Annotated in this window: 19 protein-coding genes; 7 read left to right on the top strand and 12 right to left on the bottom strand. The window is 67.0% G+C overall.

Annotated elements, in window-relative coordinates; genetic code table 11:
• Positions 1-30 precede the first annotated feature (30 nt).
• The 4 genes from LFT49_RS00515 to LFT49_RS00530 are packed head-to-tail and all read left to right on the top strand — an operon-like array spanning position 31 to position 7,943.
• On the top strand, positions 31-3,357 hold the full coding sequence (locus LFT49_RS00515; protein WP_237429379.1) for a DUF5107 domain-containing protein: 3,327 nt from the start codon (positions 31-33) through the stop codon (positions 3,355-3,357).
• Positions 3,354-4,673, top strand: a complete 1,320-nt coding sequence (locus LFT49_RS00520; RefSeq protein ID WP_237429380.1) for a cellulase-like family protein — start codon at positions 3,354-3,356, stop codon at positions 4,671-4,673. Before LFT49_RS00515 ends, LFT49_RS00520 begins: the two co-directional genes overlap by 4 nt.
• Before the next feature lie 12 nt (positions 4,674-4,685).
• Entirely contained in the window at positions 4,686-7,025 is a 2,340-nt protein-coding gene (locus LFT49_RS00525) for a beta-galactosidase (RefSeq protein WP_237429381.1), read from the top strand.
• Positions 7,026-7,055: 30 nt separating this feature from the next.
• Positions 7,056-7,943 carry a helix-turn-helix transcriptional regulator gene (locus LFT49_RS00530; RefSeq protein ID WP_237429382.1) on the top strand — a complete coding sequence of 296 codons (888 nt, stop codon included), beginning with the start codon at positions 7,056-7,058 and terminating at the stop codon, positions 7,941-7,943.
• 20 nt (positions 7,944-7,963) lie between these two features.
• On the opposite strand, the gene LFT49_RS00535 is transcribed toward LFT49_RS00530, so the two are convergent.
• From LFT49_RS00535 to LFT49_RS00590, 12 genes are all read right to left on the bottom strand, one after another.
• Entirely contained in the window at positions 7,964-8,599 is a 636-nt protein-coding gene (locus LFT49_RS00535) for a PAS and ANTAR domain-containing protein (RefSeq protein WP_237429383.1), read from the bottom strand.
• Positions 8,600-8,737: 138 nt separating this feature from the next.
• Entirely contained in the window at positions 8,738-9,796 is a 1,059-nt protein-coding gene (locus tag LFT49_RS00540) for an L-idonate 5-dehydrogenase (protein WP_237429384.1), read from the bottom strand.
• A 1-nt stretch (position 9,797) separates the two neighbouring features.
• A complete protein-coding gene (locus LFT49_RS00545) occupies positions 9,798-10,574 on the bottom strand; it encodes an SDR family oxidoreductase (RefSeq protein ID WP_237429385.1) in 777 nt (258 codons plus the stop codon).
• Positions 10,575-10,632: 58 nt separating this feature from the next.
• Entirely contained in the window at positions 10,633-11,487 is an 855-nt protein-coding gene (locus LFT49_RS00550) for an NAD(P)-dependent oxidoreductase (RefSeq protein WP_237430577.1), read from the bottom strand.
• A gap of 71 nt (positions 11,488-11,558) precedes the next feature.
• Entirely contained in the window at positions 11,559-12,908 is a 1,350-nt protein-coding gene (locus LFT49_RS00555) for an MFS transporter (protein WP_237429386.1), read from the bottom strand.
• A 156-nt stretch (positions 12,909-13,064) separates the two neighbouring features.
• Positions 13,065-13,862, bottom strand: a complete 798-nt coding sequence (locus LFT49_RS00560; RefSeq protein ID WP_237429387.1) for an IclR family transcriptional regulator — start codon at positions 13,860-13,862, stop codon at positions 13,065-13,067.
• Positions 13,863-13,951: 89 nt separating this feature from the next.
• The gene (locus LFT49_RS00565; protein ID WP_237429388.1) at positions 13,952-14,689 is read right to left on the bottom strand and encodes a fumarylacetoacetate hydrolase family protein; all 738 of its coding nucleotides are present in this window, start codon (positions 14,687-14,689) and stop codon (positions 13,952-13,954) included.
• Positions 14,690-14,701: 12 nt separating this feature from the next.
• Positions 14,702-15,754 carry a D-2-hydroxyacid dehydrogenase gene (locus tag LFT49_RS00570; protein ID WP_237429389.1) on the bottom strand — a complete coding sequence of 351 codons (1,053 nt, stop codon included), beginning with the start codon at positions 15,752-15,754 and terminating at the stop codon, positions 14,702-14,704.
• Positions 15,755-15,862: 108 nt separating this feature from the next.
• A complete protein-coding gene (locus tag LFT49_RS00575; protein WP_237429390.1) occupies positions 15,863-18,013 on the bottom strand; it encodes an amylo-alpha-1,6-glucosidase in 2,151 nt (716 codons plus the stop codon).
• A gap of 259 nt (positions 18,014-18,272) precedes the next feature.
• Positions 18,273-19,253: a hypothetical protein gene (locus LFT49_RS00580; protein ID WP_237429391.1), complete on the bottom strand. Its 981-nt coding sequence runs from the start codon at positions 19,251-19,253 to the stop codon at positions 18,273-18,275.
• Entirely contained in the window at positions 19,254-20,360 is a 1,107-nt protein-coding gene (locus tag LFT49_RS00585) for a GTP pyrophosphokinase (RefSeq protein WP_237429392.1), read from the bottom strand.
• Between the two features lie 47 nt (positions 20,361-20,407).
• Complete coding sequence (locus tag LFT49_RS00590) at positions 20,408-21,397, bottom strand: LacI family DNA-binding transcriptional regulator (RefSeq protein ID WP_442863741.1); 990 nt, start codon at positions 21,395-21,397, stop codon at positions 20,408-20,410.
• A gap of 218 nt (positions 21,398-21,615) precedes the next feature.
• Between LFT49_RS00590 and uriH the strand changes: the two genes are divergently transcribed.
• Genes uriH through LFT49_RS00605 form a run of 3 tightly spaced genes read left to right on the top strand, consistent with a single transcriptional unit; the run spans position 21,616 to position 25,127 of the window.
• Positions 21,616-22,737, top strand: a complete 1,122-nt coding sequence (gene uriH / locus LFT49_RS00595; RefSeq protein ID WP_237429394.1) for a uridine-preferring nucleoside hydrolase UriH — start codon at positions 21,616-21,618, stop codon at positions 22,735-22,737.
• The gene (gene uriT / locus LFT49_RS00600) at positions 22,738-24,168 is read left to right on the top strand and encodes a uridine transporter UriT (RefSeq protein WP_237429395.1); all 1,431 of its coding nucleotides are present in this window, start codon (positions 22,738-22,740) and stop codon (positions 24,166-24,168) included.
• A complete protein-coding gene (locus tag LFT49_RS00605; RefSeq protein WP_237429396.1) occupies positions 24,165-25,127 on the top strand; it encodes a ribokinase in 963 nt (320 codons plus the stop codon). Before uriT ends, LFT49_RS00605 begins: the two co-directional genes overlap by 4 nt.
• The last annotated feature ends 110 nt before the right edge of the window (positions 25,128-25,237 follow it).

Consider the following 25,237-nt stretch of genomic DNA (forward strand, 5'->3'; position numbering starts at 1 on the left):
ACCGGTTCCAGGGCTCCATAGCCTTGAGGGGTGACCAGCGACCCCCAAAACCCCAGCATGATCCTCCTGCCCGACGCCCCCGCTGGCCAGCAGGACCTCCTGGCGGCAGGCGGCGTGGCCTGCTGGAGCGAGCCGGTATGGATCGACACTTACGCACCCGGTAAGCCGGACAGATATCCGCTGTTCCTGGACCGGCGCGTCTACCAGGGATCCAGCGGCAAGGTATATCCGATGCCGTTCATCGACAGCATCGAGGCGGTGAAACAGCCCAGGCTGTGGCAGGCCATCCACCTGGAGAATGAGTACGTCCGCCTGATGCTGCTCCCGGAGATCGGGGGCCGCATCCACGTCGGCTACGACAAGACCACCGGCTACGACTTCTTTTACCGGAACAACGTGATCAAGCCCGGGCTGGTGGGCCTGGCCGGGCCGTGGATCTCCGGCGGGGTGGAGTTCAACTGGCCGCAGCACCACCGGCCCGCCACGTTCCTGCCGGTGGAAACGGCCGTTGAGCGCGCCGGCAACGGTGACGTGACCGTCTGGCACAGCGACCTGGACCCGCTGCAGCGGATGCGGGGCACCCACGGCGTCCGGCTCCGGCCCGGCAGTTCACTCATCGAGGTCGATGCGCGGCTGCATAACCGGACCGATGAGCCGCAGACCTTCCTCTGGTGGGCCAACGTGGCCGCGCGGGCGCATGACAGCTACCAGTCTTTCTTTCCCACCGACGTCCGGTACGTGGCGGACCACGCCCGCCGGGCCATCACCGCTTTTCCGCGCGCTGACCGGCCCTATTACGGCGTGGACTATCCCGCGCTGGCCGCCGCAAGCAGCCCTGCCGAGGGCCGGCCGGACGCGGACCGGCTCGACTTCTACGCCAACATCCCCGTCCCCACCTCCTACATGGTTACGGACACGGCGGACAGCTTCTTCGGCGGTTACGACCACCAGGCGGATGCCGGGTTCGTCCATTGGGCGGACCGCAGCATCGCGCCCGGCAAGAAGCAGTGGACGTGGGGCAACGGTCCGGTGGGCCAGGCATGGGACGGGCATCTAACGGACGACGACGGCCCGTACGTTGAGCTGATGGCCGGCGTCTTCACGGACAACCAGCCGGACTTCAGCTACCTCGCCCCGGGCGAGACGCGCACCTTCAGCCAGTACTGGTACCCCATCCGGCAGATGGGGCCAGCGCACCAGGCGAACCTGGACGCCGCCGTCGCGCTTTCCCTGGACGGTTCCGGCAGGACCGCCACCGTTGGCGTCTCCGGCACCACCCGCAGGGAACATGCGGCCGTTGTCCTGAAGTGCTCCGGCGAAACGGTCCGGAGCTGGACTGTCCTTCTCTCGCCAGCGCATCCGTTTACCGCCACCTTTGACCTGCCCTCGCCGGCCAGGGCAACGGACTTGACGCTCCAGGTCCTCGATGCCGGGCGCGAACTCATTACCTGGACGCCCCGGGAGCCCGTCGATAATGCGGCCGGGCCCTGGGTGGCCACCGAACCCGCGCAGCCGCGGGATATGGAAAGCCAGGACGAGCTGTTTGTCACCGCAACCCACCTGGCGCAAAACCGGCACCCCACACGGTCGCCGTTGCCCTACTTCGAGGAGATGATCCGCCGGGATCCGTTGGACTCCCGCGCGTCCATCGCCTTGAGCGCAGCCAGGTACCGGGAAGGCCGCTACGGCCAGGCGCGGGACCTGCTGGCGAATGCACTGGCACGACTGACCCGGCGGAACCTTAACCCGCCCAGCGGGGAGGCCAGCTACCGGCTGGGCCTCGTCCTGGAACGCCTTGGCCTCATGGACGAAGCCCGGGAACGGTTTGGGAAGGCTGCCTGGGACAGGGCATGGGCACATCCGGCGCAGCTTGCGCTGGCCCGGCTGGCCCTGCGCGGCGAAGACCCAGCCCGTGCCCTGCAGCACGCTGACGCCGCATCGTCCCTGGAAACCACCAGCCCCGAAGCACGGCACCTCCGGTACCTGGCGCTGGAACAGCTGGGGTGCAGGACGGAGAGTGGGCAGTTGCTGCAGGACATCGTGGCCGCCGACCCGCTGGATCCCGTGGCCCTGGCGCTCGCGGGGGCCCTGGACGTGGCGGATCCGAAGACCGGGCTGACTGTGGCCTGCTGGCTGGCCCGGGCGGGGCAGTGGCAGCGTGCCCTGGACCTGACCGAAGCCGAAGCCGAAGCCGCGGACTACCCGGCGTTCGGCAACCCCGGTCCGCTCCGCCACTATCTGCGTGCCTGTTGGTTGGAGGAACTCCTGGATTTCCGGGCCGCGGCTGCCGAGCGCACGAAGGCCCGGTGCGCGGACTCGTGCTACGCCTTCCCCTACGGCCTGGATGACTATGACGCGCTGCTCCGCGCCCTCGAAGCCGACCCGCGCGACCACGTGGCCCACGGACTCCTGGGCTGCTGGCTGCTGGACAGCGGGCGGACCGCCGACGCTCTGGGCCACCTGGAGCAGGCCATGGCACACGGCAGCACAGACCCTGTGGTGTGGCGGAACAGCGCCCTGGCTGTGACCAACACCGGTGGCGACCCCGCCACTGCCGACAACTGCCTTGCGCGGGCTTTAAACCTCAGTCCGGGGGACGCCCGGCTTGTCTTTGAACGGGCCGTGCTGTCGGGGCTGCGCGGCCTGCCTGCCGAGCAGCGTATCGCGGACATCGAACAGCAGGGGCCCGCCGTCCTGGCCCGTGCTGATCTCGCCGTCCTCTACGCCAACCTGTTGACCGACGTCGGACGCGCCCACGACGCCCTGGCACTCCTGGCCTCGCGCACCTTCCAGCCCTTTGAAGGCGGCGAGGGGCTGGCGCTCGCCGCCTACGACCGGGCCGCGGTCCAGCAGGCGCGGACGTTAATGGAGCAGGAGCCGACGGCGGCAATCACCCTGCTGCGCGAGGGCATCGCAGCGCCGGCGAACCTGGGCGAGGGGCGGCATCCGGGGGACAGCATGGCTGAACGGCTCGTGGCGCTGGGCGATGCGCTGGAACGGTCAGGTGGCGGCGTGGCTGCGAGGGAGGCCTGGGCTGCAGCCTGCGGCGGGGGGAATGCGTTGGCCGTGGATCGGGGTCCGGCCGGGCCGGCCGACTACTGGAGGGGTGTGGCTTTCATCCGTCTGGGGAGGCGCCAGGAAGCGGACCGGATCTGGGACAGCCTGGAAATCCGGGCAGCCGAACTGGAGGCGGCGCCCGCGCAACCCGACTATTTCGCCACCTCGCGGCCGGAGCTTTTGCTGTTCGCCACTGATACCGCTGCGTCGCGTGGCGCTGCGGCGGCCTCGCTTCGGGAACTGGCCAGGCGCGGCCGGCTGTCCGGGCCCCTGCAAATGAAGGAAGAGGTCTCCCGGTGACTGAAGAACCGCGATACCTCGGGTCCGGGACCCTGGAAGTCGACACGCGCAGCCTGACCGGCGCGCCGCCGGCGCACCTTCCCTCCCGCATGGCCATCTCGCTCTGGGACTTCTCCTGGTACACCCGCGCCGAGGACGGCGGGCCGTACGCGGACCTGGACAAGGCGTGTGCCAAGGCAGCGGAGCTCGGGTACAACGCCATCCGCATCTGCGCCGCGCCGTTGCTGCTCTTCGGAGGCCTGGGCCTGGACGCGCTGGCGGAGGATCTGGAGATCGAGGGACTGGGCACGGCGCCCGACGGCGGTATGTACGGCCGCGGGACGCGCTGGTATGACGCCCCGGGCGGGTACAGGCTGAACCTGCGGCAGCGGCTGCTGGACCTGTTCGACGCCGCCCAACGGCATGGCCTGGTGGTGGTCCTGGCCAGCTGGGAGTACCAGCAGTCTCCGGTGTTCGCCGCGTCGCCGCAGTGGTTCGAAGCCATCGATGCCGTCCCGCTGGCGGACCGGTACGGGGTCCTGGCCGCAGCCTGGGACCGGTTGATCCGGGCGGTCTCCGACGCCGGGCACCGGGACAGCATCGCCCTCGTGGAACTGCACAACGAGGTGGACTTTTCCATCCTGCCGGCCCTGGCCGACGGCGGCAGCGAGCAGGTACAGCGCCTGCGCCGGCTGCATCCCGACCTGCTGGTGACGGCCAGCTACGGAAAACCCCCGCACCTGGCCATGCACACGGTGCCCGACGGCCTGGGTGCAGCGCAATTCCATGTCTACAGCTATGGCGTGCTGGACGCGCTGCAGCAGCAGATCGACATTCGGTCCGAGGGGACCGACGGCTTCCCCAACCCGGCACTGCGTGCGCTGCTGCGGGCAGACGCACCTCCTTTTCCGGACTACGGCCGCCTCGCCGCCTGGAAATACCGCGCCACCGTGGTGACCGACCAGATGTTTTACGGCTACGACTGGATCGACCCGGACGCGTGGGACACCTGGCTGTACAACAACTACGGTCCCTACCGGGAGGTGATGCGGCGCGAGATCGAGTCCCGCGTCATCGCCATCGCCGCCTGGGCGCGGTGGAAAAACGTGCCCGCCCTGGTGGGTGAGGGCTGGATCGGGTACACCCCGCTCCTGGGCACGTTCGAGGAGGGGCCGGTAGGGCGGGACCTGGCCGAGCACGGCATCCGCACAGCCCTGGACCATGGCGTATGGGGCATGGTGCCCTGCTCCAACGCGGCTCCCCACCATCCCCTGTGGGCCGACGAGGCGTGGCAACGCCGCGTCAACAAGCTGATACTTACCGCCCCTGCGAACTGAAGGACTCCCGCATTGACTGGCCAACACACCGCCCTTGAGCTGCTGACTGCCGTCCACCGGCCTTTCGCCGGGCGGCGGCAACTGCCTGCCATGAGCAATACCGAGGACGTGCACAACCGCTGGCGGCTTACCAGCCACTATCTGGAGCGCGACGGTGGCCCTTACATTCCGGTGTCGGGGGAGATCCACTTCAGCAGGCTTCCCCGGAACCGCTGGGAGGACCGGCTCCGGCTGATGAAGGCCGGCGGCATCACCGTGGTGGCCTGCTACATTTTCTGGATCCACTACGAGCCGGTGCAGGGGGAGCCACGGTTTGACGGCAACCTGGACGTCGTTGCCTTCGTCCGGCTGTGCGCGGCCCTGGACCTGGACGTCGTCCTGCGCATCGGGCCTTGGGCCCACGGCGAGGCCCGCAACGGCGGGTTTCCGGACTGGGTGCAGGCCGCCGACGTCGGGCACCGCACCAACGATCCCGCGTACTTGGCACTGGTAGAGCGCTGGTTCAACCTCATTGGTGCCCAGTTGAACGGGTTGACCGGGCCGGGCAGCAACGTGATCGGCATCCAGCTGGAGAACGAGCTGTACGACCAGCCCGGGCATATCACCGAGCTGAAGAGGCTGGCGCGTGCGTCGGGGATCACTGCCCCGATCTGGACGGCGACTGCATGGGGCGGTGCCGATCTTCCCTTGGAGGATGTGCTGCCGGTCTTCGGGGGCTACGGCGACGGGTTCTGGGTGGACGCCGACGCTCCCTGGAACCCCACCTTCAGACAGCACTACCTCTTCAGTCACCAGTGGGACGATCCCGGCATCGGCGCGGATTTGCGCGAGCATTTTTCCGGGGCGGAGGCTTCCGCTCCGCGCTCGCCATCCGAGCTCTACCCGCCTGCCACCTGCGAGCTGACCGGCGGCATGGCTACTGCGTACCAGCGCCGGCCCTGGCCTTCGGGCAAGGATGTGGCGGCGGTGGCGAACAACAAGATCGGCAGCGGCTCCAGTTGGCAGGGCTACTACATGTTCGCCGGCGGCATGAACCCGGGGCCGGAGCTGCAGGAATCGCAGGCGACGGGTTACCCCAACGATCTTCCGGCATTCGACTACGACTTCCACGCTCCGATCGGCACCTCGGGCCGGCTGGCGCAGAGTTTCGGGCTGCTGCGCCGGCAGCACGCGTTCCTGGCCGCGTTCGGAGAGCTTCTGGCGCCGATGCCCTCCACGCTGCCGGACCGGGTGCCCTCCGGGGTGGAGGATTCGGCGACCCTCCGCTGGGCCCTTCGCTCCGATGGGAACTCCGGATTTGTCTTCATCACCTGGCACCAGCCGCATATTCCCCTTCCGGAATACTCCGGTGCGCAGTTCCGGCTGGACCTCGATGTGGAGACGGTGACGTTTCCCGCCGCGCCCGTGGACGTTCCCGCCGGCACCATCGCGGCGTGGCCGGTGAACCTGGAAGTTGGGGGTGTGCGGCTGCTGTGGGCCACGGCAACGCCGTTGACCGTTCTCGATGCCGACGGTTCGGCCACCCTGGTCCTTGCAGCCGAAGAGGGGATCGAGCCCCAGCTGTGTTTCCAGGAGGGGACGGTGCTGGAGGGCCCCGCAACTGCGCTTGGGGGCAACGCCTATGTGGTTGCTGCCTCTGCTCCGGTGACGCTGGCTGCGGCTACCCCCACAGGTTCCTTGGCAATTTTGGTGCTGCCCGCCGTATTGGCGGACCAGACCTGGGTCCTGGATACCTCGTGCGGCCGGGAGCTGGTCCTGTCCGCAGATCCAGTCTGGCTGGATGCCGGGGGCCGGCTGTCGGGAAGGTCTGGGGGAACGGCGGCAGTCCGGCGGTACTCCCCGGAGCCTGGCTGCTTTGAGGACGTGGCCGTCGAAACGGAGGGACTGGAGCCCGCACGCCTGGCCGTGCCGGTGGAGCTTGTCCGCTCCGCGCAGGCCGTTCCTGCGTTCTTCGGCTCACTGGCGGGCCGGGCCGGAGCCCCGGACGATGCAGCCATCAGCCACTCCGCAGCGGTGTACCGGCTGGAACTTCCGACGGCGGGACCCACCACCGGGGGAGGGCTGGCTGAGTTGGAGGTCGCCTGGGCGGGCGATGTCGCCCGCCTTGTGGTGGACGGCAGGGTGGTGGCGGACCGTTTCTGGGACGGCTCCCCCTGGATCCTCGAAACCAGTGACGTGGGCATCCAGCCAGGTTCCGACGTCGTCCTTCAGGTCCTGCCGCTGCCCAAGGCAGCCAGGGTGGGCGTGCCCGCACCGGCCCAGCTCCGAAGGGATGCCGTGGACGGGGACCTGCTCGCCCTGGACAGCGTGCAGATGGTGCACTGGACTGAATGGCGGGAAGCCCGAGCCTGAGGCGCCCCTCCGGCGTAGGATGGACGTTTCGTGACGGAGGGAGCGGATGTGGAGCGGGCACACGGGTTCGCCAACCAGAGGCTGGTGGTGGTGCCACGTCCGCTGGTCCGTGAGGCGCTTGCCCGTCCCATCACCCGGCACCTCGTGGTCACGGACGCAGGCGTCTTCCCGGCCGCGGAGGACCATGGACGCTACCGTCCGGGCGGTGCCGAGGAAACCATCATTATCCTCTGCGTGGCCGGACGGGGCTGGGTGGAAACCGCCGGTACCCGGACCGACGTAGGCAAGGGAACCGCCGTGGTGCTTCCCGGCGGAACCGGCCAGGCACATGCATACGGGGCCGCGACACATGATCCATGGACGATCTGGTGGTGCCACGTGCGGGGAAGCGATGTCCCCGAGCTGGTTACGGAGGCCGGGATACGCCCCGATGGACCCATCATCCCGCTGCTGGCCGTGGACCGTTTGACGGCCATGCTGGATGAGATCATCACGGCACTGGAGAAGGACCAGTCACCGGCGCGGCTGGTAGTTACGGCGGGCATGGCGTGGAAGCTGCTGGCCACGCTGGCGGTGGACCGTCGCGTCCCTGAGAAGGGGACACCGCTGCAGCAGGCGATGAACTACCTGGAGGAACGGGCGGACGGGACCATCCGGCTGCCCGAGCTTGCCGCGCTGGTGGGGGTGTCGTCGTCGCACCTCAGCAAGCTGTTCCGCGAGGCGACCGGCGGGGGAGTGCTTACCCATCACACAGCCCTGAAGATGGCGCGCGCACGGCATCTGCTGGATACGACCGACCTGACCATTGCGCAGGTGGGCCGGGAAGTGGGCCTGCAGGACCAGTTCTACTTTTCCCGCCAGTTCCGGCGCCTGCACGGGGTCAGCCCCAGTGTCTACCGGGCGGAGCGGAAGGGGTAATTCATCTTCCAGTCCTGCAGCTAGAGCAGGGGATGGTCCTGGTTGCCCTGTTTGCCGGCCCCGACGGTGGTGCGTTCGACGATCTCCTGCGCGATCGCGTACACCTTGCGGTTCGTATCCTGGCTCAGTTGGCTCATGAGCCCGTAGGCCTCGTCGGCCGTGATGCCGGTGCGCCCCATCAGGATGCCCTTGGCCTGCTCAATGACCGACCGGTTCACGGCCGACGCGGCCACCGCCTCCGTGGCGAGTTGGTGCCGGTCCGAATGGATTGACGTGGTCAGGTCCACGATTACGCCCCAGACACCGATGGGGGTGGTTCCGTCCAGGATGTAGTCGGCAGAGTAAAGCAGTTTGTGCTGCCGGTCCTTGCGGTCCCGGATGGACACATAAATGGATGACGGCCCGCCGTTCTTGGACACGTGCTCCCAATACGCCTGGACCCTTGGGCGGTCTTCGGGCTCGAGATGGGGCATAACCATGTCCATGGAGGGGACCACCTCGCCCCGCTCATACCCGTACATGCGGTACAGCCCGTCAGACCAGCGGAAGATTCCGTCCTCGAAGTAGTACTCGACAAGGCCGGTGGGGCAGTCGAGGAAGTCGTTTTGGTGGACCCTCCCCTGCACGGGTCCTGGATCATTGCTGCTGGCTGTCAATAAAGGGCCATTCCTACGTGCGGTACGCGGGCTACCCCCTGCCCGGCGCGAAAACACCAGAATATAGCAATTGGAATGCCAGTTAGTGTCGAGTCCCGGCGCAGCCAGGTTCACCGGCCACGTGAATCCGTGGTGGCTTTACCCGGTGCGGAACGAAATCAGCACCTTGCCGGACCTGGTGGGGTCTTTGGCAAGCTCGAAGGCTTCAAGTGCCCGGGTGGATGGGAATTCGTGGGTGACCACCGGCTCCACGTACAGGGATCCGTCGGCCAGGGCGGCCAGGACGTCGTCAATCTCAGCATTGAAGCGGAACGAGCCCACCAGCTGGAGTTCGCGGGTGATGGCCAGGGAGATCGGGACGGGCTGGTCGCCGCTGGGCAGGAGCCCCACCATGACCACGCGGCCGCCGCGCATGGCGCCGCGAAGCGCCGACGCCAGGCCGCGGTGGTTGCCTGAAGATTCCAGCACCACGTCGGCCTCCACGGCTGCGATGGCGTCTGTGTCGGTGGCGAGGATGGTCCCGGTGGCGCCCACCGCCGTCGCGATCTTCAAGGGCTCCTCATGCATGTCGACGGCGATGATCTCCGTGGCGCCCGCCCGCTTGGCAACGGCCACGACGAGGCTGCCGATGGGACCGCTGCCGATCACCAGGACGCGTTTGCCGGCAAGGTCGCCGGCCTGGGCGACGGCATGCCACGCGACGCTGACCGGTTCGGTGAGGGCGGCGGCGCGCAGGTCCAGGCCCCTGGGGAGCGGCCGGAGCATCCTGGCGGGCAGGACTGAATAGCGGCTGAAGGCGCCCTGGGTGTGCGGGTAGCGCGCGGCGCTGCCCAGGTAGGTGCAGCCCGGCGAAAGGTTGGGTCGGTCTTCCGGGTACCGGACGCCCGTTCCGCCCGGGGTGGCAGGGTGAACGGCGACGTTGGTGCCGACGGCGGGGCCGGAGCCGTCCGCCGCGGCCTGGACAACTGTGCCCACCACTTCGTGGCCCAGCACCAGGGGTGCGCGCAGGATCGATTCACCGGCTGCCCCGTGCAGCCAGTAGTGCAGGTCCGATCCGCAGATGCCGCCGTAGGCGATGTCCACCACGGCTTCGTGGGGCCGGGGGGCGGCCTGTTCGACGGTTTCGATCCGGAGGTCGTTGACGCCATGGACCACAACGGCCTGTCCTGACAGTGCGCTGCTTGTTGCCGTTGCCATGTCAGACCACCGTCGTCATTCCGCCGTCGACAAAGATTGTTTGGCCGTTCACGTAGTTGGAGGCGTCCGAGGCCAGCCAGGTGACAGGCCCGGCCAGGTCCTCCACGGTTCCCCAGCGGCCGGCCGGTGTCCTGCCGAGGATCCATGAGTTGAAGGCCTCGTCATCGACCAGGACCTGGGTCATTTCGGTGTGGATGTAGCCCGGGGCGATGCCGTTGATTTGCAGACCCTGGGAGGCCCATTCGGCCGTCATGGCCCGGGTCAGGTTGCGGAGCCCGCCCTTGGCGGCCGTGTAGGCGCCGATGGTTGGCCGGGCCAGGTCCGACTGGACCGAGCCGATGTTGATGATCTTCCCGCGCTTGCGCTCCAGCATCCGGCGGGCCACCTCGCGGCCCACCAGGAAGGCGCTGGTGAGGTCGGTGGCGAGCACCCGGTTCCAGTCCGCCACTTCCAGTTCCAGCAAGGGCACCCGGTGCTGGATGCCGGCGTTGTTCACCAGGATGTCGAGCGCGCCGAAGGTTGCCTCGGCCTCGGCTACCCCCGCCGCCACTTGGCCTTCGGCTGTGATGTCGAAAGAGACCGCGCCCACCTTGTCGTCACCGAAGATGGCTGCCAGTTCTTTGCGGCTGGCTTCCAGGCGTGCCCCGTCCAGTCCGTGGAGTACCACCGTGGCACCGGCCTGCGCGAGGCCCGCGGCCAAAGCCTTCCCGATGCCCCTGCTTGATCCGGTGACCAGGGCCGTCCGTCCGGTCAGGTCGAATGGTGATGCGTGGTCCATGGAGGGGGCCTCTTCTCGATGTGCGCTGTGGGATTACGTGGTGGTGGTCAGTGGCACTTTACGCGGTACCCATAGTGGCGATGGCCTGCCGCACCGCGGCCAGGTCCAGGTCGCCCAGGCCTTGGGCCACCACATCCGCGTAGAGGTCGATGCCGGCCGAAGCCATGGGAGCGGCAGTGCCGGCAGTGCCGGCGCTTTCGAGGACAAAGGAGAGGTCCTTGTGCATGAACTTCGCGGGCCCCGTCGGAGTGTAGTCCTTTGCCGCCAGTCGGGGGCCCACGAGCTCCAGCACCCGGCTGGCTGCCAGGCCGCCGGACAGGACCTCAAAGAGGGCGTGGACGTCCATGCCGGAACTTTCGGCGAGTTCGGCAGCCTCGGCGAGTGCCGCCGTCGTGGTTCCTACGATCAGCTGGTTGCATGCCTTGGCCAGAGATCCCGCGCCCAGGTCCCCGAGCAGGCGGACTGACGAGCCCATGGCTTCCAGGGCCGGCAGGATCCGCCGGAAGTCCTGCTCCGATCCGCCCGTCATGATGGCGAGGGTTCCCCGCCGCGCGCCGTCAGTGCCGCCGCTGACCGGCGCGTCGAGCACCGAGGCGTTTCCATTACTCGCGTCCGCAACAGTGCTGGCGAAAGCCCGCACACCAACCGGCGACACGCTGCTCATAACCACTACGAGCGTTCCAGGGGCGGGCGGCACCTCCCGCCACGCCTCAAGAAGCCCCGCCGCGGCCTCTTCGATGAATGGAAGGTCGGGGAGCATGAAGATAAGGACGTGTTCATCACGCAGGTCCGTGACGCTGTCCACGCCGGTCCCGCCCAGCCCCTCGAGCGCCCGGACGGCACCGGGGGAGCGGTTCCACCCCTTGACCTGCCAGCCTGCCTTGAGCAGGTTGGCCGCCATGGGGGCACCCATGAGTCCCAGCCCGACGAACCCTGCACGCTGGGGCGCAGGATCCGCCGGGGCGGGCACGGTGGTGCCGCTGCTCACCTGGCATCCTCCACGAGCACCAGGTCACGGCCGTTGGTCTCGGGGGTGACGAACGTGGTGACGAAGGAGATTGCTGCCAGGACCAGTGAATAAAGCGCCGGAACGAGCCAGGAGTGGTTGGTGGCGGCCAGCAGTGCCACGCCGATCATCGGGGCGAAGCCGCCGGCGAGTACCGCGGAGAGTTCACGGCTGAGGGCCACGCCGGTGAAGCGGTGCTGGGAACCGAAGAGTTCGGGCAGCAGCGCGCACTGCGGGCCGAGCATGGCCTGCACGCCGAGGGCGATGCCCACCACCATGACCACCCAGACCAGGGCGACGTTGCCGAGTGTGACCAGGTAAAACGCGGGCAGGGCGATGACGGCCTGGAAGAGCGCGCCGTAGCGGTAAACGGGAACCCGGCCGTAGCGGTCGGACAGGGCGCCGAAGGCAACCACCAGCACCGCGGCGAAGCCGGCGGCAATCAGCAGGCCCGTGGGGCCGATGAACTTGTCCCCGGCAAAGACCCCCGCCGGCATGCTGATAAAGGAGACCAACAGGGCAGAGTAGATGGACGAGTTGCCGTTTTCGCCCATCCGCAGGCCGATGCCGATCAGTACGTTTTTCTTCGAGTGCTTCCAGATCTGGCCCACCGGGTTCTTCACCACGGCCTTGTGCTTTTCGAGTTCCTGGAAGACCGGGGTCTCCTTGAGCCGCAGCCTGATGAACACCGCGATCGCAATCAGGATGATGCTTGCGAGGAAGGGAACGCGCCACAGCCAGCCGTGCAGGACTTCCTTGTCAGCCAGCGCCATGAGGGCGAAGGTGCCTGCGCCCAGGAGGGTGCCCAGCTGGATGCCCACGAAGGGAAGGGAAGCAAAGAAACCGCGACGGCGGCGCGGGGCCACCTCCGAGATGAGGGTGGTGGCGCCTGCCTGCTCGGCCCCGGCGCCCAGGCCCTGCAGGATGCGCAGCGTCACCAGGAGCACTGCGCCCAGCATTCCCGCCTGGTCAAAGGTGGGCAGCAGGCCGATGGCGCAGCTGGACAGGCCCATCAGGCCGATGGTCAGGATCAGCACCATCTTGCGGCCGAACCGGTCGCCGATATGGCCGAACACCACACCGCCGAACGGCCGGGCGGCGAACCCGACGCCGTAGGTGGCGAAGGAGGCGATGACCGCTCCGCTCTCCCCAAGCGGGGCAAAGAACAGCGGTCCGAAGATCAGGGCCGAGGCAAGGCCGTAGATGTAGAAGTCGTAGTACTCCAAGGCGGAGCCTACGGAGCTGGCAAGTGTTGCCCTTCGCAGCTGGTCCGGATCGACGACGGCGCCGTCCGTGATGGCCTGCGGTGAGTTAGTACGAGTTGTCACGAAAACTCCCTCTAATGCACTCCAGGCCCCCGTTGGCCTGGTGGGATAGCGACAACACCTGTTGTGCCGGTCACTATGCTGAACACAATACAGCATCCTGAACGGCTGGCGATAGTTTTCAGTTTTGCGAAGGGGTTAAGCGGGGGCGGGCCGCGCCTATCCCATGGGGTTGCCCAGGGAGTGGGCCAGTCCCTGCAGTTCCTTGACCATCTGGGATCCCTGCTCGGGGGTGTAGGTGGCCTTGAGTGCCGTGACGGAGAGCCCAAGGCTGGGACCGTGGGCGCCGCGGGTGGGGACGGAGACGGCGAGGCACACCACCCCGGTGGTCGATTCCTCATCTTCGAAGGCGAAGCCCTGCTCGCGGATCTCCTTCAGCTGTGCCTTCAGTTCCGCGCCAGTGCGCAGGGATTTGGGGGTGAGGACGGGGAGTTCGGCGTTATCCGGGAACATCTCCTCGATGTCATGCCAGTTGAGCCGGGCGATCAGCGCCTTGCCCACTGCGCAGAGGGAAACGGGCATCTTGTCGCCGATATTGGACGTGAGCCGTACGGCGGGATGGCCTTCGTAGCGGGCAAGGTAAATCACGTTCGCGCCGTCCAGCATGGCGATCCGGACCGTCTCGCGGGAGAGGACGGAGGCCTGTTCGCAGTATCGGTAGAACTCCTGCACCTCATCCATGCGGCCAAGGTAGGCCGCGCCGAGCTCCACGAGCTTGCGGCCCAGGGTGAACTCTGCACCCTGTCTGCTGATCAGGCGTGCTTCCTCCAGGGCCAGCAGGAGGTTGGAGGTGGAGGACTTGGGAATTCCCACCTCGCGCGAGAGGTCGCTCAGGGTCAGCCGTCCGGTAGCCGAGGCAGCGAGGGCGTCCAGTACGGCTGCTGCCCGGGTGACTGCCGGTGCCGGCGATGAGGCTCCCGGCTTTTCGGATGAAGCGGGGGTATGGGAATCGACCATGATTCTCCTTAGGTCGCCGGACGATGGCTGAGCGTTCAGTCAACTGAACGCTATCCATCATAAAGGCGTCGAGGCCGCTGCCGCCGACGTCAGGCTACGGTGCTGCTCAACGTGCCGATGCCTTCCACCACGATGTCTACCCGGTCGCCGGGTTCCACGGGAACGGCGGTGTCGGGTGCCCCCGTCATCACGACGTCACCCGGTTCAAGGGTCAGCCAGGACGTGACGTAGGTGAGGCACTCGACCACGCTGGAGGGCAGGTTGAACGTGCCGGACCTGGCCCTGGCGGTGCCGTTGACGTGGACGTCGATGGCCGCCTGCTCGGGGTCCGGGAGTTCAGTCTCTATCCAGGGACCCAGGGGGGTGTAGTTGACGCCGGCCTTGCCCTGGAAGTTCCGCTCGTCCACGGCGTTCTGGTCCACGTTGGTGACGTCGTTGACGCAGGTGTAGCCCAGGACGTGCTCCAGGGCGTTCTCCGCTGTGAGGTCCGTGGCCGTTTTGCCAATCACGACGGCGAGTTCACCCTCCGCATGGACGATGCCGCGATCCCGGGCCGCCACAATGGCATCCTCGGGGCTCGCCACCGTGTGGACGGACTTGTGCCATGCCTGGATGGGCAGGGGATGGTCATTCAGGGTCCGGTTGTGGCCAATGCCGATGACGACGGCGGGTGCCACCGGGGCGAGGAATACGGCCTCTTCGTGGGGAGTGGCGTCCCCCGTGTAGCAAAGGGGGGCCTCGAAGGGGTCGCTGACGTGGTGCCACGTGCCGTCCCGTTCGACGGCATGCTGGGCACCTGCTGCTGTATTGATTCTGGCGATACGCATGGGTGCTCCGGCTTAGTAGAAATGCACGGTGTCCACGAGGTGGGGGAGATCCCCGCCGTCCAGGAACGTCCGGAGGTTGCTGCAGAACCGCTCGGTGATCAGCCTGTTCTCCGCCGCGCTGAGCGCGGAAGTGTGCGGCGAGACCATGACCTTCGGGTGGTTCCAGAGGGGGCTGTCCTGCGGCAGCGGTTCCACGGCGAAGACGTCCAGGCACGCGTAGCCCACCTGGCCGTTGTCCAGCGCCTCCAGCAGCGCCTCCTCATCCACCACGGTTCCGCGGCCCACGTTGACGAAGGTGGTTCCGGGCTTCATGGCGGCGAACAGTTCACGGTTGAACAGTTTCTCCGTGTAGGCGGTCCCGGGCAGTGTATTGACGACGGCGTCTGCCGCGGCCAGGAGGCCCGGCAGGCCTTCGTTGTCTGTCACTTCGTCGATGCCGTCAATGGGTTCAACGGTCCGTTTGGTGCCGCTGACCTTCATGCCGAGCGCTTTGGCTATCCGGGCCGTTTCCAGGCCGATCTCACCCAGGCCGGTAATAACCAGGTTGGATCCGTTGACCAGCCGGGTGGGGACCCGGAGTTCGGGCCAGACCTTTGCCGACTGGTCCTGCGCGAGTTCCGCGCTCCGCTTGAAGCCGTTCAGGATTCCCATCGCTGCGAATTCCGCGAGGGGCAGGGCGTGCACTCCGGCCGAGGTCGTGATCTTGAACTTCTGCAGGATGTCCTGGCTGAGACCCGAAGCCTTGACGGCCCCGCCCGCCCCCGCCGCCATGGCGTGGACCCATTGCAGCTTTGGATTTTCGCGTGCGATCCGGGCCAGCCCCGCAGGGCTCTCGTTGGGGAAGCCGTACAGCACTTCGGCGCTGTTGAGCATGGCCCAGTAGCATTCCTCCTGCTCCTCGCTGCGCTTGAAGGCGGGATCACCGGCATGGTCCGCCGGGAAACGTTCGGGAGGCAGGAGGTCCGGTTCGTAGAGGACGGTGATGGACGGGTCAACGGCACGGATCCGTTCCACGAGCTCAGCTTCGAGCGGGACGGCGATGGCCACGGTCTTACGTGAAGTCATGCGTTCAGTATAGTGGACGGCGTTCGAAAAAATGTCCCTGCATGGGCCGGTGTTCAGGGGCCCGGTTCGTGAAATAGGACTTCCTTCAGGGTTGACCTCGCGGCCTGGTCAGCTCTTGCTGCGGTGGTCGGCTTGTTCTACGAGTTCGGTAATCCAGGGGCGGTGGCCGCGGTGGAACGCCATGCCCTCCGGAAGCCCGTCCATGCTGGGGACAGAGTCCCTGATGTTGATCGTGACGCGTCCGCCAGCCAGCGGTGCATTGGTGATCTGCAGGTCGCCGTAGGATTTTGGCAGCACCGGGTCCATCCAGACTCCGCCGCGGGAAACATGGGCGTCGTAGCGCATCAGGCTGGTCAGCAGCAGGATCGGCGAGGTCGCCGCCCATGCCTGGGGCGAGCAGGCGGTGGGGTAGGGGACGGGTTCGGCAAATTGATCGCGGCTGAACCCGCAAAAAAGCTCCGGTAGCCGGCCACCGGAAAATTCAGCTGCCTCCAGCAGCGCGGTGGAGATCCGCTGCGCTTCTTCCACGAACCCGTAGCGGACCAGGCCTGCCTGGATGATGGCGTTGTCGTGGGGCCATACTGAGCCGTTGTGGTAGCTGGCAGGGTTATAGGCGCCCATGTTGCTTGCCAGCGTGCGGACGCCCCAGCCGCTGAACATTTCGGGTGACATCAGGTGCCCGGCCACTTCCGCAGCTTTGTCGTCGTCCACCAGGCCCAGCCACAGACAGTGGCCCATGTTGGAGGCGCACGCGTCGACCTTTTGCTTGTGACCGTCGAGGGCAATGGCGTAATAGCCCCGCTCCGGGATCCAGAACTCCTCGTTGAACCGCTTCTTCAGGACCGCTGCGCGGTCCGCATATGCGGCTCCGAGCCCATCATCGCCGTCGTCGTATGCCATCCAGGCCCTGGCCAGGTATGCAGCGTAGACATATGCCTGGACTTCGCACAGCGCGATGGGAGGTTCGGCTAGCCGTCCGTCCGCGAAATTGATCCCGTCCCACGAGTCCTTCCACCCCTGGTTGACCAGCCCGTTGGGGTTGAGCCGCTGGTATTCGACGAACCCGTCACCGTCCTTGTCGCCGAAGTCGCGGATCCAGTCCAGGGCGCGGTCCGCGTGGGGCAGCAGGGCGTTGATGGTTTCCTTTGCGAAGCCCCAGCGGCTGACAGCGCCCAGAACGTCGACGAACAAAGGGGTGGCGTCCACGCTGCCGTAGTACGTGGATTTTCCTCCGAGTGACAGCCCACTGGAGACATCCAGCCGGACTTCGTGGAGGATCTTCCCCGGTTCCTCTTCACTTACTGGATCAACCACGCTTCCCTGGCGGTCGGCAAGGGTTTGCAGGGTGCCCAGTGCAAGGGAGGGGTCGACCGGAAGCGCCATCTCTGAGGCCCAGAGCGAATCGCGGCCGAAGATGGTCATGAACCATGGCGCCCCGGCTGCCACCACCACCCGGTCCGGATGGTTCGGGTCCTCGATCCGGAGAGCGCCCAGATCGTCATAGCTGCGACGGAGGGTGCGCTCGATAGCCGGGTTTCCCATCCGCAGCATCGGGATCCTTGCCACCCACTCCCGGCGGCGCCGGTCACTTGGGGACAGCCCGCCCCCCGAGTGGCTGAAGCTTGCCGGACCTGACTTCCCGGTGGCCGGTACGGCGCTGATGAGTGTGGACCATTCCGACCTTGGCTGGACGATGGCCCGGTATGTGATGGTTTCCGGCGTCACGTCCGCACCGGGAGCATTGAATGCGATGTCCTTTTGGACGTCCTTCCACCTGCCACGGATCGCCAGCATGCCCGCGTCAGCGTGCCGGAGCTCTTCCCATTGCCTCCGGATCCTGGCTTCCTTGACTTCGAAGAGGTCAGCGAAGTCCGAGCCAACCACCAGCTGCAGAGTGCATTCGATGGGTTCAAGGGAGAAATTGCGGATGGTGACTTGTTCCCGGATGCCTTCACCCACCTCACGCAGCCGTTCCACGATCAGGGGGCTGTCCGCATAGCCGTCAGAACGCGGAATACGGCCGGCGAAAAGGGCCCGGTAGGGTTCCTTAAGCTCGGCAGTGAGCGGCTCCAGCGGCAGCCCGTTCACTGTCAGGGCCCATTTGGAAACATAACGGGTGTCCTGGACGAACAGGCCATGGGGATGCGCTGGATTGATATCTCCGTTGGGCATGGAGATGCAGAAGGACGAACCTTCCACCAGGGTGACAGTTCCAGCCCCTAAAGGTCCGGCTGCCGTATCAGCGTTCCACCCCGCCATTACCTGTCTCCTTGGGAACTCGACAACCGCTGGCCAGGGGCCATCGGGCCCCTGTTTCTTGACCATGGCGGCTCTCTGCTCGACGCTACGCTTGCTGCGGTTTGGCCGCCAGAGTCCCATGCCGGGATTTTGGAACCCGGGGCCATCTCGTCGATAACATTTCCGACGACAGAACCGAGGCACCACATTTTGCGCTGTTGGACCTTTTGGCTGTTCGTCGGGGACAGGGGTGCGTCGCTGATGAAAAGGGCGCCTACGGCTAGCGGAAACCGCCCAGCTTTGACCCGGCCAGGTTAAGTACGTCCTTCAGCATCGCCAGCGCCGCGCCCTTCGGACTGGAGCGGCCTCCTTGCACAGTGATGTCCCCGGCCTCGGGGCAGCTGAAGACCATGGCCTTTTCCGGACCAGTGAGGGAGAACAGCGGGTCGCCGGGCGGCACAGCTTCCAACTGCACGCTGACCACCATGGGCCGGTCCAGGGACGCCCTGGCAACGCCGCGGAGGCGCAGGCCGTTCCCAGTGGCAGCCAACGCCCTGGCGGGGGTGGTGGAGTCGATTGGCTCCGTTTCCACCGCAATCCGGGAAACGTCCCAGTCCCACAGGAGTCCGGCGATCAGCCGCACCTTGGTGGCTGCATCCTGTCCGGACAGGTCCGCGGAAGGGTCTGCCTCCGCAACGCCCCGCCGCTGTGCTTCCGACACCGCCGCCTCAAGCCCGGTGCCAGCGGAAAGCTCATCCAGGATGAACGTCGACGTGCCGTTGGGGCAAGCCCGTACGCCGGTACAGCCCATCCCCCTCAGCGCAACGCGGGCCATGTCGGCAGCGGGAAGTGCAGCGCCGGTGGCCCCGGAAATGCGGATCCGGCCCCCGCCTTGGCCAGCTGCACGCTCAAGGTCCCGCCAATGGCTGAGTACATGGCTCTTCGTCGCCGTCACCACATCGACGCCGCTCCTCAACGCAGCAATCGCCTCGTGCAGGACACGCGCGTGGGCCTCGGGTGAAGAAGGCAGCGCCTGGACCAGGATGTCAGCCCGGGTAAGGGTAAGAGTCTCCTCGATTGGCCGCAGAGGCCCCCAGGAAGAGCGCTCCGGCACTGGGCAGCCGGGCGCAAGGAGAACCTCCGTCCCGTGACCCCGGACCGCGGCAACCTGCAACAAGGAATCCTGCTCCAAAACGGAGTCAACAAACGCCCGTCCCACGGCACCGGACCCGGACAGGACCAGGCGCACGCCCAAAGCCATCTACTTGTTCGTCAGCCGGTACCGCTCGATCTGCCGCAGCCGCCGCAGGAGGCTGTCGCGCCGCGGGTGCGGGACGACGTCGGGCGCTTCTGCGGTGAGGTCCACATGCCTGGTGCCGTACTGCCAGAGGAGGAGGTCGTCCAGGAGCCGGTCCGGGCCGGGGGAGTAGCGGTGGTCCAGGGCCTTGCGGACCTCGGTGATCCGGTTGGCATTCAGGAGCCCGGCCAGCTGCATGGTCTGGTTCAGGTCGTGTGCAGCGAGCAGTTCGGCGGCCCAGCCCCAGTCATCGTCCACTTTCCGGTCAACGTGGGGGAGCAGCGTTCGCCAGACGTCGCGGATCCGGTTGGGCGTGAGGGGGGCTGCCCCCTCGCCGTCCATGTCCCAGTAGCTGCGGACTTCCTCATACCGCTCGTGCAGGTCGGCGAAGGCGGTTTCCACCGTCTCCAGCATGGCAGCGGTGGCGGTGAACTGCCGGTCGAAGTGTGGCGTCCAGGCGCGGGGATCCTCGGCCTTGAAGCGGATGTCATGCTCGATCTCGCTCCAGGCATGGGCGAAGATGGTGCGGATCTGGCACTCGAAAAAGTAGCTGCCGTTGGGCTGCGCGTCCGGGTTGAAGACCTGCTGGTATTCCTTGACGGCCTCGTTCTGGATGCTCCGCAGGATCAGGTGCCGGCTGGAGTAACCGTAGGTGCCGGACTCGATGGAACCGATGTCCTTCTCGCGGTCCCCGCGGCAATCGAAAACCTGGCGCTGCCGCTTGATGATGTTGGCCACCACGGCGTTTTCCGCGGGCAGCTTGGTGATGACCCGGATGCCCACCATGTCATTCAGCGTGCGGAACGGGTCCGGGAATTTCAGCAGCCGCCGGCCGCCCGGCTCCAGCGGTTCCTCGGTGCGGGAAATCTTCTCCTTGAAGGACTCCACCGTCTTTGTGCGGCCGGTGACGAACAGCGGCGTCACCTCGCTGTCCTTCAGCATGCCGCGCAGGGTCAGCAGGACGTCGCGGGTGACAAGCTTCAGGGCAGGCCGGACGCGTTCATAGATCTCCACGTTGTGCTGCACAGACTCGCGCAGCGGGGCGTCCAGGCTTTCCCAGTTACTCGGCATGATCCCAGCTTACGGCCGGGGTCCGACACGAGCCGGTCAAAAAGCCCTTACGTTGCGGCCGGCGATGTGGACCCGCGCACCACCAGCGAGCTTTCCAGCGTCAGCTCCTCCTGCTCCAGCTCCTGGCCCTCCATTAGCCGGCGCAGCTGTTCCCCGGCTTTGAGGCCCAGCAGCTTGGCCGGCAGGTGCACGCTGGTCAGGCCGGGGCTGCTGGTGGCGGAGTACGGGAGGTCGTCGAACCCGGCCACCGCCAGCTCCTCCGGAATCCGGACCCCCGCCACGCGTGCTTCCTGCAGCACGCCATAGGCATGCGTATCAGTGGCGCAGACGACGGCGGTCACCCCCTCGCTCTGCCAGTCCGGCCACGCTGCGGCGAAGGCGGCCGCCGCCTCGCCGACGTCGATGGTGGTGGCAGGCATGTGGTTCGCATCCACAGACATGCCCAGTGCAGTGGCCTCGGCCAGGAATGCCTCGCGGCGGATCGCGAAGGTTTCCGTCCCGGTGACACTGTCAAGGTAGGCCACCCGTCGGTGGCCAGCGGCGGCGAGGTGGGAGGCCAACTCCCGGGCCCCCTGCGCGACGTCCAGGTTGACGGCCGGGGCCAGCGATTCAAGGCCGGGCGCGTCCAGCAGGACCAGCGGCCCGGCAATCGAGAGATCGGCCAGGAAACCTGCGTTCGGCGCGTCCACCAAAAGCCCGGCGGGACGGAGGGACATCAGCTTCCGGACGTCGTCGGCCTTGGGGAACTCGCCCGAATCCGTGACGGAAAGCAGCAGCTGGTAACTGGGCCCCAAGGATTCGCGCACCCCGCCGATCACCTTGGCGAAGAACGGGTTGGAAATATCCGGCGCAACCAAAATCACGATGGAACTGACGCCTTTGGCCAGCGAGCTGCCGATCCCATCCACCACGTAGCCCAGCTCGGAGATGGCATCGCGCACCCGGGAAATGTTGTCCTCCGAGACGCGGCCCGCCGTCTTGCCGTTGGCCACCAGGGACACCGTTGCCACCGACACCCCGGCCCGGGCGGCGACCATCGCCGCCGTCACCCGCCTTGGCCGCGCGCGCTGCTGCACCTGTTTGCCGGAATCCATACCTCGATCCTATCCGCCGGTGGACCAACTAGAGAGGGCAAGGCGTCAAGCGTTTGACGTGCGCTGATACCCGACCAACGTTAAGCGTTTGACGCACGCCACGTAATCCTGCCATGATCGCTCCCGGAAGACAGAAGCCCCTGCCCCAAAGGCAGGCCCCAATGACGTGGAGAACCATCGTGGAACCAAATCCGCAAACGAACCAGCAAGAACCCAGGAAGATCATCCTGGACTGCGACCCCGGCCACGATGACGCCGTGGCCCTCCTGCTGGCGCACGGCAACCCCAACATCGAACTGCTGGCCGTCACCACCGTGGTGGGCAACCAGACCCTCGAAAAAGTCACCCGCAACGCCCTGGCCGTGGGCACCATCGCCGGCATCACCGGCGTCCCCTTCGCCGCCGGCTGCCCGCGCCCCCTGGTCCGGAGCATCGAAACCGCGCCGGACATCCACGGCGACTCGGGCATGGACGGCCCGGCCCTGCCCGAGTCCACCATCGAGCTGGACCCGCGGCACGCCGTCGACCTCATCATCGACACCGTCATGGCGCACGAGCCCGGCACCGTCACACTCGTCCCCACCGCCGGCCTGACCAACATCGCCATGGCCGCCCGCAAGGAACCGCGAATCGTCGAACGCGTCAAGGAAGTTGTCCTCATGGGTGGCGGCTACCACGTGGGCAACTGGAGCGCCGTGGCCGAGTTCAACATCATCATCGACCCTGAGGCCGCGCACATCGTCTTCAACGAGAAGTGGCCGGTGGTCATGGTGGGCCTGGACCTCACCCACCAGGCGCTGGCCACCCCGGACGTGGTGGAAAAGATCGCCGCCATCGGCACGAAGCCTGCAAAGTTCGTCACCGAGCTGATGGACTTCTTCGCGCATGCCTACAAGGACGCCCAGGGCTTCGACTACCCGCCCGTCCACGATCCCTGTGCCGTCGCCTACGTGATCGACCCCAGCATCGTCAGCACCCGCAAGGTCCCCGTGAACATCGAACTGACCGGAACGCTCACCCTGGGCATGACCGTCGCCGACTTCCGCGCCCCCGCCCCCGCCGACTGCCACACCAGCGTGGCCGTGGACCTGGACCACGCGCGCTTCTGGGACCTCGTCACCGACGCGCTGGTCAGGATCGGCGAGCCGGGCGCCGGCGACAAAACCAACAAAGGCAACGCGGACGACGGCGGCACGCACGTTGGTGCGGCCCGCACCCAAGGCGGGGCAGCCGACGTCGTACGCCCGGACAGTGCCCACCTCACCGCCGGAGGGGTCAAGTAAATGACGACCGCAACCCTGGCTGAAACCAAGACCGGCCGCGGCAACATCGCCGCCCTCATGACCGCCCTGCTGGCCGCCTGCGTGGCCTTCCAGCTCAACGCCTCCATGCTCAGCCCTGCCCTGGTGACCATGGGCCAGAAACTCAAGGCGGACCAGGCCCTGATCGGGCTTTCGCAGACATGGTTCTTCACCGCTGCCGCGCTCTTCTCCCTGTTCCTGCCGCGCTTGAGCGACATCGTGGGCCGCAAGAAGGTCCTGGTGGGCATGATGGTGCTCATGGCGGTGGGTTCTGTCATCGCCGCCCTTGCCCCGGACATCACGTGGCTGTTCGTGGGCCGCATCATCCAGGGTGTCAGCGGCCCCACCGTCCCGCTCTGCCTCATCATGCTGCGCTCGGCCGTCAGCAACCCGCGCAAGTACGGCACGCTGATGGGCCTTATTACTGCCGTCAACGGCGGCGTGGCGGGCGTGGACTCCTTCGTGGGCGGCTACTTCGCAGAGCACTTCGGCTTCCGCAGCATCTTCTGGCTCATGGTGGTCCTCGCCGTCGCGGCCACCGCCCTCATCCTGCTCCTCGCCGCCGAAAGCAAGCCTGCCGCCGGCACCCGGATGGACTGGCTGGGCGTGTTCTTCATCGTGGTGGCCGTGGGCGCCCTCCTGACCGCCCTGAACGAAGGCTCCAAGCTGGTGGCCGGATTTAACCCAGGCGTGCTGGTGCTGAGCCTGGCACTGGTGCTCGTGGCCGCCGTCGCGTTCCTTGCCTTCTGGCGAACCGAGCAGCGTGCGGCCCAGCCCATGGTGGAAACGGTCCACCTCCGCCAGCGCGCCACCTGGGCGCCGCTGCTGACCACCACGCTGACCATGACCGGCATCTTCGCCGTGATCAACGGCATCGTCCCCGCCTACGTCCAGGCCGCCTCCCCGGGGTTTGGCGTGGGACCCACCGAGATGTCGCTAATCATCCTCACCCCGTACGCCCTGCTCGGCTGGATTGTAGGACCGCTGAGCGGGAAGCTGGCCCCGGTCCTTGGCTACACCAAGGTGCTGCGCATCGGGCTCCTTGGCAGCATCGCCGCGCTCGCCATCATCGGGTTCCTTGGGCTTCACAGCCTGCCGATGATGATCGCCGGTACGGTCTTGCTGGGCATCATGTACGCCGGTACGGTCAACATCATGCTCAACGGACTCGGCGTTGTCCTCTCGCCCGCCGGCAACCCCGGCTTCCTGCCCGGCATGAACGCCGGCGCCTTCAACCTCGGCGCGGGCCTGAGCTTCCTGATCCTGCCGGCCGTGCTGGTGGCGACGTCGGCCCTTGGCGATGCGGCGGCGTCGTACCTGACCGTGGTGGTGGTCGGCCTGGCGCTGACTGTGGCCGCGTTCGCTGCCTCGCTGCTGATCCCCAAACCGGTTGAGGCCGAGGTGGCACCATGAGTGCCGCAGCCTCCGGGGTGGGCCGGATCGTCGTCGTCGGCTCCCTCAACGCCGACCTCACCATTTACTGCGACCGCCTCCCGCAGCCCGGCGAAACGGTCCAGGGCCACGGGTTCGCGGTGAATCCGGGTGGCAAGAGCGCCAACCAGGCCGTCGCCGCGGCGCGCCTGGGCGGCCACGTCAGCCTGGTGGGTGCAGTGGGGGAGGATCCCAACGGCGCCATGCTCGAGGCCTCGGTGGCCGGGGCCGGCGTGGATGTGGGGCATGTGCGGACCTCGGGCGAACCCACAGGTGTTGCCGTGATCGCCGTGGACGCCCGCGGTGAGAACAACATCATTGTCTCGGCAGGCGCCAACGGCACGCTGTCTCCGAAGGACGTCGCCGAGGCCGCGGATGTCATGGAGGGCGCCGCCGTGGTGAGCCTCTGCCTGGAAGTCAGCATGGACACGGTGCTTGCGGCCGCCCAGGCAGGGCACGACGCCGGCGCCACAGTCTTGCTGAACCTCTCGCCGTATGCGGAGATTCCGTCAGCCCTGGCCGGGTTGGCCGACATCCTGCTGGTGAACGCGCATGAGGCCGCGCTGTTCCTGGGTTCTTCGGTTCCCGCTGCCGGCGCCGCTGCCTCTGAGTGGGATGCGGTGCGGTCTCGGTTCTCTGAGCGGGGAATCCAGCAGGTATTGGTGACGCTGGGTTCGCAGGGTTCCGTTGTGCTGGACTCGCTGGCTTCGGCGGGTTCCCGGGTGGCATTTGTCCAGCCCATGCAGGTGCAGGCCGTGGATACCACCGGGGCGGGTGATGCCTTCACCGGTGCGGTTGCTGTTCGGCTGGCGGCCGGTGATGCGCTCGCGGACGCTGCAGCCTTCGCCTCGGTTGCTGCGGCTCTGGCCACCACTCGCAAAGGCACCCAGGCGGCCTACCCGGAAGCGGCCGACGTCGAACGCCGCCTCCGCACGCCCTAACCCCCCACCCCTCGCCATCCTTGTCTGAGCGCTCCGCACCTTTTACACCCGTCCATTGCTGACTACTTGTCGTTTTCAGGCTCGAGAACGACAAGTACTCAGCAATCGAT

It is taken from the genome of Arthrobacter sp. FW306-06-A, assembly GCF_021870055.1.
Taxonomy (GTDB): domain Bacteria; phylum Actinomycetota; class Actinomycetes; order Actinomycetales; family Micrococcaceae; genus Arthrobacter.